The 17906-nt window shown below is 56.2% G+C and carries 20 protein-coding genes and 3 pseudogenes; 17 read left to right on the top strand and 6 right to left on the bottom strand.

Annotated features, from left to right (window positions below; translation table 11 throughout):
- Positions 1-326, bottom strand: a pseudogene (locus BM110_RS28565) (IS5 family transposase); the annotation flags it as partial.
- 86 nt (positions 327-412) lie between these two features.
- Here BM110_RS28565 and tnpB point away from each other — a divergent pair.
- From tnpB to BM110_RS29975, 3 genes and pseudogenes are all read left to right on the top strand, one after another.
- Positions 413-772, top strand: coding sequence for an IS66 family insertion sequence element accessory protein TnpB (gene tnpB / locus BM110_RS28560; RefSeq protein ID WP_256575477.1), 360 nt, complete (start codon positions 413-415; stop codon positions 770-772).
- An 18-nt stretch (positions 773-790) separates the two neighbouring features.
- Positions 791-2335, top strand: coding sequence for an IS66 family transposase (locus tag BM110_RS28555; RefSeq protein WP_093514620.1), 1545 nt, complete (start codon positions 791-793; stop codon positions 2333-2335).
- A 33-nt stretch (positions 2336-2368) separates the two neighbouring features.
- Positions 2369-2506: pseudogene (locus BM110_RS29975) on the top strand (site-specific integrase); the annotation flags it as partial.
- A gap of 41 nt (positions 2507-2547) precedes the next feature.
- Here BM110_RS29975 and BM110_RS28550 read toward each other — a convergent pair.
- The gene (locus BM110_RS28550; protein WP_093514619.1) at positions 2548-3360 is read right to left on the bottom strand and encodes a hypothetical protein; all 813 of its coding nucleotides are present in this window, start codon (positions 3358-3360) and stop codon (positions 2548-2550) included.
- A gap of 1245 nt (positions 3361-4605) precedes the next feature.
- Here BM110_RS28550 and BM110_RS28545 point away from each other — a divergent pair.
- A complete protein-coding gene (locus tag BM110_RS28545; RefSeq protein WP_093514618.1) occupies positions 4606-5580 on the top strand; it encodes an ImmA/IrrE family metallo-endopeptidase in 975 nt (324 codons plus the stop codon).
- On the top strand, positions 5580-6221 hold the full coding sequence (locus BM110_RS28540) for a hypothetical protein (RefSeq protein WP_093514617.1): 642 nt from the start codon (positions 5580-5582) through the stop codon (positions 6219-6221). The genes BM110_RS28545 and BM110_RS28540 overlap by 1 nt, the downstream gene beginning before the upstream one ends.
- 139 nt (positions 6222-6360) lie before the next feature.
- On the opposite strand, the gene BM110_RS28535 is transcribed toward BM110_RS28540, so the two are convergent.
- From BM110_RS28535 to BM110_RS29470, 4 genes are all read right to left on the bottom strand, one after another.
- On the bottom strand, positions 6361-7155 hold the full coding sequence (locus tag BM110_RS28535) for a DNA adenine methylase (RefSeq protein WP_093514616.1): 795 nt from the start codon (positions 7153-7155) through the stop codon (positions 6361-6363).
- A 157-nt stretch (positions 7156-7312) separates the two neighbouring features.
- Positions 7313-8362, bottom strand: a complete 1050-nt coding sequence (locus tag BM110_RS28530; protein WP_093514615.1) for a phage portal protein — start codon at positions 8360-8362, stop codon at positions 7313-7315.
- Positions 8362-10116, bottom strand: coding sequence for a terminase ATPase subunit family protein (locus BM110_RS28525; RefSeq protein WP_093514627.1), 1755 nt, complete (start codon positions 10114-10116; stop codon positions 8362-8364). Before BM110_RS28525 ends, BM110_RS28530 begins: the two co-directional genes overlap by 1 nt.
- A gap of 124 nt (positions 10117-10240) precedes the next feature.
- Positions 10241-11410 carry a hypothetical protein gene (locus BM110_RS29470; RefSeq protein ID WP_139220353.1) on the bottom strand — a complete coding sequence of 390 codons (1170 nt, stop codon included), beginning with the start codon at positions 11408-11410 and terminating at the stop codon, positions 10241-10243.
- A gap of 230 nt (positions 11411-11640) precedes the next feature.
- On the opposite strand from BM110_RS29470, the gene BM110_RS28510 reads away from it, so the two are divergent.
- The 12 genes and pseudogenes from BM110_RS28510 (at position 11641) to BM110_RS28460 (ending at position 17895) form a co-directional block, all read left to right on the top strand.
- Entirely contained in the window at positions 11641-12471 is an 831-nt protein-coding gene (locus BM110_RS28510) for a GPO family capsid scaffolding protein (RefSeq protein ID WP_093514612.1), read from the top strand.
- A gap of 40 nt (positions 12472-12511) precedes the next feature.
- Complete coding sequence (locus BM110_RS28505) at positions 12512-13534, top strand: phage major capsid protein, P2 family (protein ID WP_093514611.1); 1023 nt, start codon at positions 12512-12514, stop codon at positions 13532-13534.
- A gap of 4 nt (positions 13535-13538) precedes the next feature.
- Entirely contained in the window at positions 13539-14240 is a 702-nt protein-coding gene (locus tag BM110_RS28500) for a phage terminase small subunit (RefSeq protein WP_093514610.1), read from the top strand.
- A gap of 103 nt (positions 14241-14343) precedes the next feature.
- Positions 14344-14805, top strand: coding sequence for a head completion/stabilization protein (locus BM110_RS28495; RefSeq protein WP_093514609.1), 462 nt, complete (start codon positions 14344-14346; stop codon positions 14803-14805).
- Complete coding sequence (locus tag BM110_RS28490; RefSeq protein WP_093514608.1) at positions 14805-15017, top strand: tail protein X; 213 nt, start codon at positions 14805-14807, stop codon at positions 15015-15017. Before BM110_RS28495 ends, BM110_RS28490 begins: the two co-directional genes overlap by 1 nt.
- Positions 15018-15062: 45 nt before the next feature.
- Positions 15063-15386 (top strand): phage holin, lambda family, encoded by a 324-nt coding sequence (locus tag BM110_RS28485; RefSeq protein ID WP_172963325.1) that lies wholly within the window; start codon positions 15063-15065, stop codon positions 15384-15386.
- Positions 15383-16225 carry an N-acetylmuramidase domain-containing protein gene (locus BM110_RS28480; RefSeq protein WP_093514607.1) on the top strand — a complete coding sequence of 281 codons (843 nt, stop codon included), beginning with the start codon at positions 15383-15385 and terminating at the stop codon, positions 16223-16225. The genes BM110_RS28485 and BM110_RS28480 overlap by 4 nt, the downstream gene beginning before the upstream one ends.
- On the top strand, positions 16222-16425 hold the full coding sequence (locus BM110_RS28475) for a hypothetical protein (protein WP_078049788.1): 204 nt from the start codon (positions 16222-16224) through the stop codon (positions 16423-16425). Before BM110_RS28480 ends, BM110_RS28475 begins: the two co-directional genes overlap by 4 nt.
- Entirely contained in the window at positions 16422-16865 is a 444-nt protein-coding gene (gene lysB, locus BM110_RS29970; protein WP_093514606.1) for an Rz-like lysis system protein LysB, read from the top strand. Before BM110_RS28475 ends, lysB begins: the two co-directional genes overlap by 4 nt.
- Positions 16780-16965 (top strand): annotated as a pseudogene (gene lysC, locus BM110_RS29680) (Rz1-like lysis system protein LysC); the annotation flags it as partial. The gene lysB and the pseudogene lysC, both read left to right, overlap by 86 nt.
- Complete coding sequence (locus tag BM110_RS28465) at positions 16962-17444, top strand: phage tail protein (RefSeq protein ID WP_093514605.1); 483 nt, start codon at positions 16962-16964, stop codon at positions 17442-17444. The pseudogene lysC and the gene BM110_RS28465, both read left to right, overlap by 4 nt.
- Positions 17434-17895: a phage virion morphogenesis protein gene (locus BM110_RS28460; protein WP_093514604.1), complete on the top strand. Its 462-nt coding sequence runs from the start codon at positions 17434-17436 to the stop codon at positions 17893-17895. Before BM110_RS28465 ends, BM110_RS28460 begins: the two co-directional genes overlap by 11 nt.
- Positions 17896-17906: the final 11 nt, after the last annotated feature.

Raw genomic sequence — 17906 nt, 5'->3', positions numbered from 1 at the left:
ACTGGCTTGACCGCCAGAGAGGAGGAAGCGCAACGGTGTCCCGTTGGCATCGCAGAGCATGTGAATCTTGGTTGTCAGGCCACCGCGACTACGGCCTAGAGCGTGATCGGCAGGCTCGTCAGGCCCCCTTTTTTCCCGGCGCCAGAAGAGGCTCGGGTTGCACGTACTGCGGTTGAGTCGATCATCCAGGTTTGCACATCGATCAAGCCTTGCTCATTCAGTCTCAGGTGCAAGCGTTTGAGCATCTGATCGAAGGTGCCCTGGTTTCGCCAACCCCGGAACCGTTGATACACCGTTGACCATGGGCCGAAGCGTTCCGGCATATCTGTAACCGATCCATCACCCACACATTCAAAGCCGCCCATTGAAGCCCGATGCTGCGCTCCCGATCTCTTTCTGGAGCCAGCACCTCATGATGCGTCCCGACGCCAAAGTCGAAAAAGTTTACCTTTACCCCAAGTCCGTGGACTTCCGAAAATCCATCGACGGCCTGGCCGCCCTGGTCGAGCTGGATATCAAGGTGGCCGTCTTCGACCCGGTACTTTTCGTTTTTCTGAATCGCTCCCGCAACCGGGTGAAAATCCTCTATTGGGAGCGCAACGGCTTCTGTCTTTGGCTCAAGCGCCTGGAATCCGAGCGTTTCAAAACCTCGCCCGACGTCACCGACGAAGCCATCGTATTGAGCGTCCAGGAACTGAACTGGCTGCTCGACGGTTTTGACCTTTGGCGCAACCGCCCTCATCAGGTTTTGACCCCACGCTACGTAGCCTGACCCGGTATAATCCGGGCCATGATTTCCCTGCCCGACGACCTTCCTGATGATCCTGTTTTGCTCAAGCAACTGCTGCTTGAGGCACTCAGTCGCCAGGAAGAAGTGGCCCAGGCTTATCAAACCCACATCGTCGACCTGAAAGAGCAGATCAAGTTGCTGCGCGACCGCTTGTTCGGGCGCAAGTCCGAACAGACTGTCGAGCCCAACACGCCGCAACTGGCGCTGTTCAACGAGCCCGAAAGCGAGCCGATGCCGCTCGTTGATGACCCTGACGAAGAAGCCGTTGCGCCGACGCCGCGCCGTGGCAAGCGCAAGCCGTTGTCGGCCGATCTGCCGCGTATCGAAATCATCCACGAACTGCCTGAACACGAACTGACCTGTGCCTGCGGTTGCCGCAAACACGCCATCGGCGAAGAAACCAGCGAACAACTGGACATCGTGCCGATGCAGATCCGTGTCATCAGGCACATCCGCAAGGTCTACGGTTGCCGGGGGTGTGAAACTGCACCGGTCACGGCTGACAAGCCTGCTCAGTTGATCGAAAAGAGTATGGCCAGTCCCAGCGTGCTGGCGATGCTGCTGACTACCAAGTACGTCGATGGCTTGCCGTTGCACCGGTTTGAAACCGTGCTCAGCCGACATGGCGTCGAGATTGCGCGCCAGACGCTGGCGCGCTGGGTGATCCAGTGCAGCGAACACTTCCAGCCACTGCTGAATTTGATGCGCGACCGCTTGCTGGAAAGCCCGGTGATCCACTGCGATGAAACCCGCGTCCAGGTGTTGAAGGAGCCGGATCGTGACCCGACCAGTCAATCCTGGATGTGGGTGCAGGCCAGTGGCCCACCGGACAAGAAAGTCGTGCTGTTCGACTACACCTCCAGCCGAGCGCAGGATGTACCGTTGCGTTTGCTGGACAGCTATCGCGGCTATGTGATGACCGATGATTACGCCGGCTATAACGCCTTGGTGTTGCAGCCGGGCGTGGAGCGACTGGCATGCATGGCGCATGCACGCCGCAAGTTCGTGGATGCGCAAAAAGTGCAGCCTAAGGGTAAAACCGGGAGGGCTGATATCGCGCTGACGATGATCAACAAACTGTACAGCATCGAACGCGAATCCAAAGACGCCAGCGATGAGCAACGGTTTATCGCTCGTCAGGAAAGAAGCTCGCCGATCCTGGCCCAACTGAAAAGCTGGCTGGCTAAGACCCAATCCCAAGTGACGCCGCAAAGCGCATTAGGCAAGGCTGTGCACTATCTGGCGAATAACTGGAACCGACTGGAGCGCTATGTCGAAGCGGGTTATTTACCCATCGACAACAACGCCGCTGAAGGAGCGATCAAGCCGTTTGTGATCGGACGCAAAGCTTGGTTGTTCAGTGATACCGTCAACGGCGCCGCCGCCAGCGCAAAGATTTACAGCTTGGTCGAGACCGCCAAGGTCAACGGCCAGGAGCCCTATACGTGGCTGCGCCACGTACTGGAGCGGTTGCCATATGCCTCGACGGTCGAAGACTACGAAGCCTTGCTGCCGTGGAACTGCTCACCGGAGATGCCACGGTAAACCGTTGACTCACCTTGGGATAGGTGGGTTTATGGATCGCTTACGGTTGACTGGATCGCGGAGCAGATGGGGCACACCAGCGCTAATATGATTCGTCAGCACTATGGGATGTGGATTAATGAGGACGGACCAGACGTTATCGGGATGCTTCAACTTGCCCTGAACCTTTAAGCAGTTTCTCAAAGGGGGCAAAATTGCCCCCGGCGAGTGGTTCAGAAGATGGTTTTTATAACCTTATCGACGCCAGCAATAAGCTCGCCTACTTCCTCAACCGTTGGATCGGTCGGGTTTTTATGACCACATTTATTGCGAATGTCTCCAAGAAACTGAATATGCCTAGATTGCGACAGTTCAATAACGCTAGCCGCTTTTAGCGCGTCGTTGAGCACTGCGATGGTTCCAGATTTCTTGGGCAAGCTATGGTTGTCGCATACCTGCTTCAGATGGCCTTCCAGCACGACTCCCGCAACAGCACCTGCTGCACGAGCAAATTTGTTTTTCAGCAGCTCTCTAGCCACATCAAGTTCCGAGTCAAAAAGATCAGCCTGTACTAACTGCTTGATGTCAAAGAGTGAACTCTCGAAACGTTTCTCTATGGATTCAAGAATTGCTATCTGCTGCTGTAGCAATGGAATAGCCGCATGCATGTCAACGACCACGGTCCCACCATACTGAGTCGATGAGAGAGATTGGCACGCATCCTCGATTCGATAAGTCTCGACATCAAATGACTTTCGCGTTTTTGGTCGTTCATAGAATTTTACAAAGTCCGCATACCGGTCAGGAAGCAGTTGCTTCACAACGAGCAGAGCTTCCGAATACCAATGGTGATAGCAAACCCGAAAGGGTTTGAGCTTATTGTCGTAAGCTTCGATTTGCTGTTCTGACCAGCCTGCCCTTGCCAAACGCTCTCGCCATTCTTCCACCCCATCTGCGCCACGGCGAAGCGCTTGAAGAACCGCCCCACCCTCTTGAAGTAAAGCCTGTAAGTCTTTCCGGTACTTTTCTAAATTGGATACAGTCATCGCTCCCTCGCATTTAAATGGCCCGACTAGTCGTCGGTCAAACGTAGCAGGGTAATGGCATTTCAGTATTGCGAATAGCGGGGCGCTCTGGTCCCCATGCGCTCCGTGAGAGTCGTAGGCTAGAGTCGCTCGGCCCTACAGCGCTGAAAGACAGAGGTTCGACGATAGGTCGCACTTGAAAAAGATCCTCAAGTATTCCCATGGATGTTCCCATATGGGCCTTTTTTGACCCTCTGAAAACACAAAACCCCTGAAAACTTCAACGTTTTCAGGGGTTTAGTCGTTTCAAATTTGGCGGTGAAGGAGAGATTCGAAAGTACCCGCACCCTCGATCGCTCAGCCGAGGCCCCGGAATACAAGGGCTCCAGCGGTGCCGGTTGCGCGAAAGCGTTCCCACGCCATCCCCACGGACCTGAGATTGCACCGCGTTACGCGTGCGCATCACACGTGTAGGGGGCTGAGATTCGAAATCTAGAGGGGGGCAAAAAAAAGAGTAACATAAGTAATCTTGACCGTTTTTAACTCTCAAGTTATTGAAATTTAAGGGTTTTGCATTCCGGCCAAAAGGTAATTTTTAAGTAATATTGAAGTAATCTGATTACTCTTTATAAATGTAATCCTCATGCTTATAAAAACCCTTTAAAAACAACACGTTGGCAGAAAATTACCTTTTCAATTACTTCTCTGTTACTCCTTTTTGTAATACCGAACCCCACGGAATACGCGGCCTGTAGCCCATTACCCATACGTGGTTACTGAAATTACTCTTTTTGAAATCCCCCCCTCTACCTGCACAGCAACGCCTCCAGACCTTTCGAAGAAATACCCCTCGGTGCAGGGTTCCGCAGGCTTTCAACCTCCCCACAACGCCAAGCAAGCGCCCAGCCTGCACCGCCGCGAGTGGTCCGCAGGTGTGCAGAAAAAACGACCCATTTAGCCCGCAGGCGAGGTGGGGGGACGACGGCGCGCGCCAGGTGCTGGTTGGACCATAGCCCCATGAAATTGAGTTTTAAGTCAGCAGGCACTTCCGAAGGGTGGGGGTAGATGTACGCCACTCAGAATCGCAAAGGCATCGGCCCTTCGAGCATGGGCACATAGTGATCAATTAGTGGTCTACACCTAGAATGAAGAAGCAACCTGCATGTGCTCAGTGGCACTTTGAACACAAACGAACACAAACGTGTGATTTAAGCTATTATTCGCGCCGTCTAAGCACACCCGCGCATCAGGCCAAAGGAGGGGGAAATGACTGACACCATCCAAAATCTTTATTCCGCCCTCAACGCACACGGCATCAAGAAGCGGGATGTGAAAGCAATCCTGCCCTCTTGGTGGGAAGATGAGATCGCAGAAACCCCAGCAGGCCTTCAACAAGCCAAGCTGATTGTGGCCAAAGCATTGAATCTCAAAGTACGCCCTTTGGTAGAGGAACCACCCCGTGTGGAGTTCGACCTGCCAGAAATGCGACGCTTCAAGCTGATGAAAGGCATTACCGCAGACGATGTACAGATTGCGGTTGCCCTAGCACGCAGTGCTAGCAAGCTTGTCCTGTCTGCGTTTGACCGTGAGTTCCAACAGCCTGGCTCTGCTGAAGAAGTTCGTCGGCAGATTTTGGCAACCGGCAGGCCCTGGGTAGACCTCGAAGGCCTCATCGAATACTGCTGGCAAGTGGGCATTCCTGTTATTCACCTGGCATCAGGATTGATGAAGAAAAAGATGGATGGCATTGCTATGTCCATCAAAGATCGCCCTACGATCGTTTTGTCTTCGCGAAAAGCGTGTGGGTATTTGCTTTTTCATCTGGCTCACGAACTCGGCCACATTGCACTTGGGCATTTAGACACGAATGGCGCCATAGTAGACAGTGACATTGCCGAAGATCCAAACGGTAAAGACGAAGCGGAGCAAGCTGCCGACAACTATGCATTGGAACTACTCGCAGGAAGGCAGGCCCAGCTTGTCCTTGGCCGTTTCATGGCTGCACCTGTGCTAGCACAATTGGCTATAGATTTCGGCAAGCGGCATGCAATTGACCCGACTCATGTGCTCTTGAACTGTGCGCATAACGGAAACTTTTGGCCTCTCTGCACTAAAACATTAAGCGTAATTGCGCAAGGCAGAAAAGACAGCGAACTCATTTCAAAATATTTATTCGCTAATGTTCAGGACGCTCTCAAGGAAGATAGTCTTTCGTTGTTAGGGACATTAGTTGGTAAATAATGATTTTACTGTCTGACAATGATCTTGTTATCAAACTAGCCCAATGCGATCTTATTGATGATGCCTTGGGCGCTCTTGAATCTGACCGATATGACTGCTTCGTTCTAAACACGATGAGATACAGCCTTCGATTGAACGAGCCTGACAAATCAATCGCAAAATATGTAGGTAGCGTACAAGCTTACGATCGAATCAATGAACTTCTCGAAAAATGCCAGGTGCTTACAGAAGCTCCCATGGAATTCGACTTGCTTGAGCATTTGAATGAGATTTCCGCAATTGATGCGGGTGAGCAAGCTCTGTTCCTACATGCGAAAGACAATGACTCTAAAGCTATTGACTATCGTATTTTGACCGGTGACAAGAGAGCATTGAGGGCTATCTGCAATTACGATCAATTAGAGGCTTTTGCATTTCTCCGCACAAAAATTGTGTGCCTTGAATCTTGCATGATGGACATGATCGACTTCTTCGGATTCGACCATGTAAACCAGAAAGTCATCGTCGCTAGACAACAAGTCGCAGAAGCAAAGTACGATCAGGTCCTACGAACGGCGTTCGGCGAAAACAGGAACCAAGAGCATTGCATTGAATGCCTTCGTAACTATGCAAGCGATATTCGATGGCTGCTTTCCTACTGATAGAACCTGTCAAAAAATTATATTTTTTTTCCCATCGAATACCGCAAGCACTTTCAACTAAAATAATTTACCCCTGCCAAAACAGAACCCCTCAAAAGAAGCACGCAGATTACCGCTTTAGTGTGCTAATTAACCCAGTTCAAAAAAGCTGGCCCAACGCAGCAGACTCCCAATTCATTATAATGAGTTCCCCACTGACCTCGGACTTCCCGTGCCTCTGATTGGCCGTGCTATACCGTATATCTACCGTTTCAAAATGAAAGCCATCAAACACCCGTCGAATGTCCGGGTGATCGTTGATGCTCACCATCACCTTGCCTTTGCATCGCCGCATGAAGTCGGCCATCCGCTCGTAGTTTTCAAAGGGAAAATCCACGCCGTAGCCTGCGGTCTGCCAGTAAGGCGGGTCCATGTAATGGAAGGTATGCGGCCGGTCGTACCGCTCCGCGCATTCCAGCCAGCCCAGATTCTCGACGTAGGTACCCGACAGCCGTTGCCAGGCGGCAGACAGGTTCTCTTCAATCCGCAGCAGGTTGATGGCAGGGCCAGTGGTGGCTGTACCGAACGTCTGCCCGCTGACCTTCCCCGCAAACGCATGGTGCTGCAGGTAGAAAAACCGCGCCGCACGCTGGATGTCGGTGAGCGTTTCCGGCCTGGTCATCTTCTGCCACTCGAACACCTGGCGGGAGCTGAGCGCCCATTTGAACTGGCGTACGAACTCTTCCAAGTGGTTCTGCACGACACGGTACAACGTCACCAAGTCGCCATTGATGTCGTTAAGGACTTCAACTGGCGCAGCCTGGGGCCGCATGAAGTAAAGCGCTGCGCCGCCGGCAAAGACCTCGACATAACATTCATGCGGCGGAAACAGCGGAATAAGACGATCTGCCAGGCGACGCTTGCCGCCCATCCACGGGATTATCGGTGTGCTCATAAGTGATCCTTGTTTCGACAATTGGATTCGCTTAGGCTTCGCACCCCCTGCGCAGTGGGGCGAGGCCTTGGTTGGAGCACTCGGCTTGTTCGAGTGTTTCAGCGTCGAACCGGTGTTGACGCACCGGTTCGTCGCCTCGTTTGCTGCGCAGGGGGTTTTAGGCCCCCACGGGAATTTCATAGGGCTTGAAGCGCACGACCTCCTCCCCGAGCCAGTCATTCACCTGCGCCATACGCGCCTGAATCGGCTCCAGTTCATTGGCTGCATAGATCTGCGCCGCCTCCCTGATCGACCCAAACCCTCCCGCGTTCTGCGGCACAATGCCCATCAACTGCGGCGGAATGCGCAAGCTGGCCAGCACGTCGTCGCGGGTCTGGTTTTTGATCGAGTTGAATTCGTCCTTGGCCGTCACCTCGCTGACCGGGATGATCTGCAATCCGTCCTTTTTGCCGTTCGGCGAGTACACAAATAGGTTGCGGAAGTTGCCCGGCCCCTTGGAGTCCTTGAGCGCCTTGCGCAGTGAATCGACGTCCGCTTCGTTCTGCGCCGCATCGGTCATGTAGAGGATGAAGCCGGCATGACTGCCGTTCTCGTAGTACTTACGGCGAAACAGCGTGGCCGATTCATTCAACAACGCCGACTGCAAGGCGCTGATCCACTCGGGCAGGCCATACACCTCCTGGTGCAGATCCGCTTCCCGCAGATGAAAAACGGTGCCCGGTTCGAATTCATGCTCTTCCTTCCAGCCCTGAACCATGAACTGTCGGCCGTCCTTGCCCGAGCGCATGTACTTCGCCAGCGGCGGTACCAACTCGCGCACCGGGCCGAGCATCGAGCGCCGCCCTTCCAGATAGCCGTTGCCCAGGCACAGGAAGTCCAGGGCGAACTGTTCGAACGCTGCCCGCGACAGCAGCCGGTGTGGAATGAAGGTTTTGCTCAGCAAATTGCGCTTGAACATCAGCCCCGAGTGAAGGTGCACGCTGGAACCCACAGACCGTGCCAGACCGTCCAGCGACAACGGCGGCTCGTACCACCGCCCGTTAAACCAGCACTCCAGATAATCAAACACCTCCCGGCCACTCAACACTGGTGACGGATCGCCGAAGCTGAACGCCTCCATCTTGCTATCACTGCGCGGAATGAACTCCTGCGTTGCAACCGTGGAAGCCTGGGCCATTTGCTTGGTATTTCTGCGGCGGTTCGACATCAAAAAATCTCCATCCGCCCGGTATTGGCAGTGGTCTGCCCCTCCAGCGGTTCGTTGTGCAATGCGTGAAAGAGCGCCCATGCCAGGTCGGCGTGGCCGGTGTTGTCGTTGCGGCCGGCGGTGTAGGTGAATTGGCGACCGCCTGCGGTGATGGTTTTGCGGATCGCCATCAGCGACTGCGCCATGTCGGTCCAGCCGGCATCGAACTCCAGCCGACCCCGGTGGATCACGTCGTAAGCCTTCAGCACCAGGCGGGTCTTGACCTCGGGCGAGTAGCTGAACGTGGTGACGTTGGGGAAGAATTGGCGCACCAGCTGCGCCACGCCGCTGCCCAGGCCGGTGACGTCGATCCCGATGTACGTCACCCAGTAGCGGTTGCAGACGGCCTTGATCACGCTGGCCTGTGCCGCGAAGTCCATGCCTCGGAATTGGTGACGCTCCAGCACCCGGAATTTGCCCCCTGCTACCAGAGGTGGCGCGACCACCACCAGGCCCGAGCAATCGCCGGTTTCCGCCGGGTCATACCCCACCCACACCTGGCGGTCGCCGAACGGCCGCATCGCAAACGGCTTGTAGTCCTCGGCCCACTCGACCCAGCTGTCGACCATGCAGGGCTGCAACACCGTCAGAGGGAAAATGCTCGCGCCGTCGTCGACGAATTCGCACATGAGCAGGTTGGCGAACGCTTCGGGGCTGTACTCCCGCCGCAGTTCTTCAATATCGAATAAGTCGCAACCGCCCTGCTCCGCGTCGAGGATGGTGACGATCTGTCGCCACAACCGGTCCTCACAGAACCTACCTTGCTGGAGCGCCCCGTGGGATACGTCGACTTTGGTGTGCTGAGCCGCCGGCTTGCCCTTGTTGAAGCGCTCGCCCGTCCAGAAGGTGTAGGCCTCATGGGCCATGGTCGACGGCGTCGAGAAGTAGGTTTTGCGCCACTTCTTGTGCATCGCCATACCCGATGCAACCTTGTTCAGCTCCTCAAACTTGAACGTCCAGAAGAATTCGTCGAAGTAGAAATTGCCGTGGTAGCCCTGAGCCGTGCGCGCGTTGGTACCGAGAAAAAACAGTTCGGCGCCGTTCGGCAGCACGATGGGATCACCGGTCAGCTCAACGCCGATGACCTCGCGGGCAAACGCCTGGATGTACCCACGGAACAGGTAGGCCTGATTCTTCGACGCCGACAAGAAAATTTGATTGCGCCCAGTTTCCAGCGCATCAATAAACGCCTCTCGGGCGAAGTAATAAGTGGCGCCGATCTGTCGGCTTTTGAGGATGACGCGGTTGCGCTGGTTGCCCGCCCGGTGCCAGTCTTTCTGGTAGTCGAAACACCCATCGATAAACGCTTCGCGCAGCAGCTCGATCTGGTCTTCGCTGATGTCGTTTTTCGGCGTCTTCTTCTTCGGTCCTTCGTTGCGCTTGGCGAGGTTGGGGTTGAGTTCGGTTTCGGTACCGCCACCCTGAAAGCGCTGAATGCGGGCCTGTCGCTCCAACTGCCGGTGCAGCAGGTCGATCTCTTTGAAGTCCCCGCCGCTCTTGCCTTCCTTGAGGATCAACTGCACCAGACGCGCTTCCAGCGCCCCGCCGATGCGCTCGACATTATCCGCCCGGTCCCACTCGTCGCGAGCCTTCCAGCTGTGTAGCGTTTTTTCCTTTTCGCCCGTAGCCTCGGCAATCTCGCAGATGCGCCAACCCATCCAATACAGGAACTTGGATTGGCGTCGGGGATCAATGGGAAGTAATTCGGTTGTCATAAACCAAATGCTGCCGAACACAAAGGCTATAAGGTAGGGTTACCACCTGTAGCCTTTGCTTACACAACCTCACTTCCGTGAATAACGATTAGTTCCAAGCTAACTAGAGGGTACGATAATTTCCCTATTCACCCTCATCTAAATCGATGATACCGACGTTCGCTGTGTACTCTCCCGTTCTACCACTAACCCGACTCATAACTCTCTCAGGCGTATCATCGCGGAAATTTACTATATGACCTACTAAAACACCATCATCGGTAATTTCTTGCTCTTCATCGAGCATCCACTCTTCAATCTCCTCTAGTGTGAGGCCTGTCGCATCGGCTAGAAGTTCTTCTAGAGTTTCCTGATAAGGTTCAGCATTTTCAGGGAAGAGTACCTGATCATATTTGGCAGGAAGCAGGGCAAACTCCCCCCACCCAAGATCACTTATAGCTAAACCGCTTCCATTTTTTGAAATAGGACCGTACATCATCACGATACGACCAATGGATGCATCCGTTATGCCGTGCTCCTTGGAGTCACGAATAGACATCTTCAAAGTGAAATCTTGATAATCACCATCGTTTTCATATTGAAGGCGAGTCATTTGTATATTCCAAGGATTACCATCCCCCATTTTAAATATGCGCTTTATACGACCGAAATACAGTTTAGACTTTTCGTTTAACTCCCGAACGTTCGACACATCCATCAAGGCATCGCTTAAAAGTTGAGGATACTGGGCGTCAGGCAAAAAATAATATTTATAATAATTCTTATCAAAACTTCTACACAGTCCTCGAACTGTAGTTATCCTGCTAGGGAGCTTAATTTGCTCCCCATTATGCCTCTTAATAGGAACATCTGTAGGTTCACCATCTATATCTTCAACGACAGGACCATCGTAAATTTGTCCTGGCAATACCGGCGCGACAGGTTTTTCTTTCATAAAGCTTTTAACAACAACGAGCAGTTCATCATCAATGGCTTGTTTAGCTTCTTCTTCGGTCGTAAATCTTTGCCCGTCGCGCTTCTTCACTCGTAGTCCGCAGGGTGGTCGGTGTGTCCTACTGTGGGCGAAGTACGCAGCTCGCCCATTTGCGTCTTTATCTCCATCCTCTGGGGATCTGAATAAACCAACGCAACACTCCGGGCAAAATATATGGCCTTTCATTTCTTTTTGATATTCAGATGTGAGTACAGACTTCGCAGCAGCACGGAGCGCCACTTTATCGCCTCCGTATGCCCACCCTGCGAGATAGTAAGCAAACTTAATTCGGTTTGATTCTGGTTTTCCTGGAGCTGCCATTTCAAAAATCCTTTTCAGTGTGAGATCTGCGTAAAAATCAATTTCACCACGAATAATGGCACAGTGATACTGGCTATACGAATCGCCTGATAACCCTCGCGTTAGCCTTGTAGATTTGCTCCTTACAACCACAACTCATTGCTGCAACTCGCGCGCGTCACGACCATGCCCCTCATTGCAACGCATCGCTTACGTCAGAGCATGCGCCCAACGCACTGAGGATTCCCGGCATGAAGAAGTTTCGCAGCAATTGGTTCCGCGTCGCCGTCGAGGGCGCTACCTCTGACAAGCGCACCATCAAACGCAGCTGGCTGGAACAGGCGGCGAAGAACTTCAATCCAGCCACCTATGGTGCTCGCATCTGGCTGGAGCACTTCCGCAGCCTGCTGCCCGACAGCCCTTTCAAGGCCTACGGTGACGTGCTCGCGGTCAAGACCGAAGAAGTGGAAATCAACGGCCAGAAGAAGCTGGCCCTGTTCGCCCAGGTCGAGCCGACGCCCGATCTGATCGCCATGAACAAGGCCAAGCAGAAGATTTACACCTCGATCGAAATCGACGACAGCTTCTCGGACACCGGCGAGGCTTACATCGTGGGCCTGGCGGTGACCGACTCCCCGGCCAGCTTGGGCACCGATGTACTGTCTTTCTCCGCGCAGAAGCCAGAATCCAGCCCATTCAAAGACCGTCATTATTCCGCGACGTCGATGTTCACCGAGGCGGTGGAAACCGAGTTGCAGTTTGAGGAAATCGAAGACAAGCCCAGCCTCGGCGCACAACTCTTCAGCAAAGTGCAGGCACTGCTCGGCGGCAAACAGGCGAAGGACGACGCCGAGTTCGCCCAAATCGGCCAAGCCGTCGAAGCGATTGCCGATCACGTCAAAGACCTGCCGGATCAGTTGGCCGCAGAGAAGAAATTCTCCGGCGAACTGAACACCAAGGTCGAGCAGCTCAGCAAAGAACTGGTCGAGCTGAAAACCACCCTCGGCAAAACCCAAGACCACTCCCAAACCCAGCGCCCACCGGTAACCGGCGGCGGCAAACAAGCCCTGGCTGAGTTCTGACCTGCGGCCTACACCGCCCAGCCCACTATCGGAGACACCCATGCGTAACGACACTCGAAAACTCTTCACCGGCTACCTCAGCCAGGTCGCACTGCTCAACGGCGTTGAATCGGCCACCGCCACATTCAGCGTCGACCCAACCATCCAGCAGCGCTTGGAAACCAAGATTCAGGAGTCGAGCGAGTTCCTGACCAAGGTCAACGTCATCGGCGTCGATGAACAGGAAGGCGAAAAGGTCGGCTTGGGCGTGGGTGGCACTGTTGCCAGCCGTACCAACACCAACGTCAAAAAACGTGAACCTCGCAGCATTGGCACTCTGTCGAGCGACAAGTACAAGGCCGAACAAACCGACTTCGACACCTTCGTCAGCTACAAACAGCTCGACGCCTGGGCCAAGTTCCCGGACTTCCAAACCCGCCTGTCCAGCGCCATCGCCCAACGTCAGGCGCTCGACCGTATCCAAATCGGTTTCTACGGCGTTTCGGCCGCAGAGCAAACCGACCGCACCGCGCACCCGCTGCTGGAAGACGTCAACATCGGCTGGCTCCAGCAGTACCGCACCCACGCACCCGACCGCGTGCTGAAGGAAGGCGCCGTCGCCGGCAAGATCACCATTGGCAAAACCGGCGATTTCAAGAACATCGACGCCTTGGTCTATGACGCCATCCAGTTGCTCGACCCTTGGTATCGCCGCAATCCTGGCCTGGTGGTGCTGACCGGCCGCGAACTGGTACACGACAAGTTTCTGGCCCTGGTCAACAAGGACCAGGACGCGACCAACACCCTGGCGAGCGACCTGATCATCTCGCAACGCCGCGTCGGTGGCCTGCCGCTGTACGAGGTGCCGTACATCCCCGAAGGCACGATTCTCATCACCACGTTCGCCAACCTGTCGGTGTACTGGCAGATCGGCGGTCGCCGCCGCTACCTCAAGGAAGAGCCGGAGTGGAACCGCGTCAGCAACTTCGAATCGTCGAACGAGGCTTATGTGGTCGAGGAATACGGCCTGGGCTGCCTGCTGGAAAACATCACTCCGGTTGAAGACGCAAGCAGCGAGGGTTAATCCCATGGCACTCAGCATCGCCCAAGCCCACCAACGCCGCGCACGCGCGGCAATGGAGGCAGCGAAAACAGCACCACAGCAATCCATGGCCGGTGCAACAGCGTACGAGCACCAGTTAAATCAGCTGCTGCAAGACCGCCTGCGCCTGAAAGCCATTCAGTCCAACGAAGGCAAGGCTGCGCTCAAAGCACAGTTGTTGCCCGAGTACATCCCGTATGTCGAGGTAGTACTTGCAGCAGGCAACGGTGCTCAGGACGACGTCATGACCACCGTCATGGTCTGGCGCGTTGACGTCGAGGACTACAGCGGCGCCCTGGACATCGCTGACTATGTGCTCAAGCACAAGCTGATCATGCCGGACCGTTTCGAACGCACCACCGGTTGCCTGGTGGCAGAAGAAATCGCCACAGCCGCGCTGAAGGCGCAAAAGGCCAATGGCAGTTTCGACCTGAGCATCTTGCACCGCACCGTCGAACTGACCGACGCCGAAGACATGCCCGACCAGGCCCGCGCCAAGCTGTACCTGGCAACCGGCCGCGCGACATTGGATGGCATCACCGCCGAGGAGCCAGGCCAGCCCGGACAGATTCAGGCCGGTATCGACCTGCTCAAGCGGGCGATCGAGCTGCACGACGGTTGTGGCGGCAAAAAAGATTTGGACGGCGCCGAGCGCCTCCTGAAAAAACACGCTGCCACTGGCAGCTGACCGAGCGTCCCCACGCACCCCGCCGGCTCGGGGCGGATCGGCCAGGCTGCTCCTCCTGAACGTGAAGCCCCGACCACCGGCGATCTATTTTGAGTGCCGTTCCATGAGCGCATTTGTAGCCAGCGGCCCAGTCACCGGCGGCCATATCAACACCGACCCGTTCTGGCCGTCGATTGACCTGGACGGCTTGCGCGCCACCCTGCGCATCGACGCCAGCGTCACTCCGGCCCGTCTGGAAACCGCCGTGATCGCAGCGGCGATCAACCTCAATAACGAACTGAGCGAATGGCGCGTCGCGCAACAAGCCGCTGGCCACGCCACTTTGGCTGACGTGCCGGGGGATCGCATCAAGGACGTATCGGTAAAGGTTCACCTGTACAGCCGTGCGATCGAGGCAGGTACCGGCGCTGAAGTCTGCGAGCGGTACCGCGATTACAGCGCGACCAATACCGGCAGCGACAAAGCCGAAGAAACCGCCCCGACCATCGACGATTACCGCCGGGACCTGCGCTGGGCGGTACGCGACTTCCTCGGCCGCACCCGCACAACCGTGGAGCTGATCTGATGCCCGTCTCCATCCGCACCAATCAAAACGACACCGTTGATGCCCTCTGCTGGCGTCACTACGGCCGTACCGCAGGCGTCACCGAGGCAGTGCTTGAAGCCAACCCCGGCCTGGCCGACCACGGCCCAATCCTGCCGCAAGGCCTGGTCGTCAACATGCCCGAAGCCCAAACCAGCGCGCCCCAACGGCAGATGGTGAATCTATGGGACTGACACCGCAGCACCAAGCCCTTGACCCCACCAACCCTGGACAACGGAATGAAGCGCATGCCTGAACGTCCCGACACCTGGGCCTGGCTCGCCGCCTGGCTCGAACAAAACTGGCCGACTCTCTACGCCGGAGTCCTCGCCTTGGTCATCGCGGCCCTACGGATCATGTATGGCGGCGGCACCCTGCGCCGCATGCTGATCGAGGCACCGCTGTGCGGCACGCTAGCCCTGGCGGCGAGCCATGGCCTGGCGTTGCTCGGCATACCGACGTCCACTGCGCCTTTTTTCGGTGGGGTGATCGGGTTGCTAGGCGTCGAAGGTACCCGCGCTGCGGCCAAGAAGTTTTTCAACCGGAAGGTAGAGCAACTATGACAACCCTTCGCCACGGGGATCGCTCGCAAGCAGTGCTGATCCTGCAAAAGAACCTCAACAGACACGGGGCCAACCTGGTGGCGGACGGTGATTACGGTGACACCACCGAAGCGGCTGTCCGCGCCTACCAGGTCAAAGTCGGCCTGGTCGCCGACGGCATCGCCGGTACCAAGACCCAAACCAGCCTGGCCGGCGGCGATTGCGGTCAGCTGCTGCGCAACAATGACCTTGTGGCCGCTGCCGAGCGCCTCGACGTGCCGTTGGCGAGCATCTACGCGGTCAATGAGGTGGAGTCCAAGGGCAAAGGCTTCCTCGACAATGGCAAGCCGGTGATCCTGTTCGAACGGCACATCATGTACCGCCAGCTCGCTACGGCTCGACATGCCGGCGATGACCCAGCCGAACTCAAGCGTCACGCCGATCAGCTCGCCGCCGCCAACCCTGCCTTGGTCAACCCGAAACCCGGCGGATACATCGGCGGTACCGCCGAACACCAGCGCCTGGCCATGGCCCGCCTGATCGACGACGCCGCTGCCCTGGAGTCGGCTTCCTGGGGCGCGTTTCAGATCATGGGTTTTCACTGGAAGCGCCTCGGCTATGCCAGCGTGCAGGCGTTCGTCTCGGCGATGACTGCCAGCGAATCGCAGCAGCTCGACGCGTTCACGCGATTTATCGAAACCGACCCAGCGCTACACAAGGCGCTCAAGACCCGCAAATGGGCCGAGTTCGCCCGCCTCTACAACGGGCCGGACTATCTGCGGAATCTCTACGACACCAAACTACAGCGCGCCTACGAACGGCACGCCAGCTGCGAATGCGGACAAGGGGTGGCGGCATGATCGACTTCGAAGCGGTGAAGAAATTGCGTGTTCAGGACGGCGACCTGCTGGTAGTACCCGATTCAACTGAACAAGCCGATATGGAGCGGCTGGCCGAATGCATCCAGTTGATGAACAACGCCAGGGCGGTGATCGTGCGCGGCCCTATCCAGCATCTCGATGCTGCCCGCATGAACAAACTCGGCTGGTACCGCGCGTGAGCACCTTGCGCCAGGCTCTGTACGGCATTGCCTTGCTCGGCGCCCTGGCACTGTTGATCTGGGGTCAGGAAGCGCGCATCGAAGTCGCCGAAGGCAAAACCGAACTGGCAAAGGCTGCGGCCAAGACCGCCCGCGAAGACGCTGACCGCAACTTTGCCACCGCCAACACCCTCACCGACACCCTGAAGCAGGAGCGTGATGCTCAGAGCCTCCTGCGCAGCCAGCAGGACCAGCTGCGCCTGGGCCTGGCAAAGCGCGAGCGAACCATAGAGGACCTGAAACGTGAAAACGAGGAACTACGCAACTGGGCTGACCAGCCTCTGCCTGACGCTGCTCGCAGGTTGCGCCAGCGCCCCGCCCTCACCGGCGCCGCCGCTTATCGTGACTGGCTGTCCGGCCGTAACACCGTGCGTCCTGCCGGCGACCAGCCCACGCAATAACGGCGACCAACTCACCGACCAGGACCGCGCCGAAGCCGCCTGGGCCGATTGTGCCGCCCAGGTCGACATGGTCTACAAACACCAGCAGGCCAACCCATGAACAAACCTGAAAGCTTGCGTGCTCATCTCCTGGCCACCGTTGCAGACTTCAGGCACGACCCCGACCGCCTGCTGATCTTCATCGATAACGGCAAGGTCCGTTGCACTGCCGCACACACCCTGTCGTTTGAATACAGCTTCGACCTGCAGATCATCCTCACCGAGTTCGCCGGCCACCCCGACAGCGTAATCCTGCCGATCCTGGGTTGGCTGAGCGTCAACCAGTCCGAGCTGCTGGAGAGCCTCGACAAGGTCAAAGACGGAATCCAATTCGAAGCCGATATCCTCGACAAGAACAAGGTGGACCTCAGCATTACCCTGCACCTGACAGAGCGGGTCGTGGTTGGAGAGGATCACCAGGGCAACACCACCGTGAAGCATCCGAACGAACCGCAGTACGTGGCAAGCTACCTCGATCCGAATTGGAAGCCTGGTGCCCAGGGCAATACGAGTGAATGGTGGGTGGCTGATGGCAAGTAATCTGGAAGCACTGGAGACCTGGGCGGCGGTGCTGCTAGATAGGCTGGAGCCGGGGGAGCGTAACAAACTTGCACGGAGCATTGGGCAGGAGCTGCGCCGCAGTCAGCAGAAGCGCGTGATGGCTCAGGAAAACCCGGACGGAACCAAGTTTGCGCCACGTAAGCAGCGGAACCTTCTCAGTAAGCAGGGGCGTATTCGTAGGAAGGCTGCAATGTTCAAGAAGCTACGAACTGCGTCATACCTAAAAGTCCGTATTGATAGCAACGCCGTGACAGTGGGTTTCACTGGACGTATCGCGCGGATTGCCAGGGTGCACCAATTCGGTTTGAAAGATCGCGCAGAACGCGGCGCCCCAGACATTCGTTATGAGCAGCGCGAAATACTTGGAATCACAACCCCTGACATCGAGCTAATACGAAATAGCCTATTGACCCACCTTTCTGCTCAGTAGCCCAAAATGGT

The organism is Pseudomonas sp. NFPP28 (assembly GCF_900115535.1).
Lineage (GTDB): Bacteria > Pseudomonadota > Gammaproteobacteria > Pseudomonadales > Pseudomonadaceae > Aquipseudomonas > Aquipseudomonas extremorientalis.
This window is presented reverse-complemented; position numbering and strand designations above follow the sequence as displayed.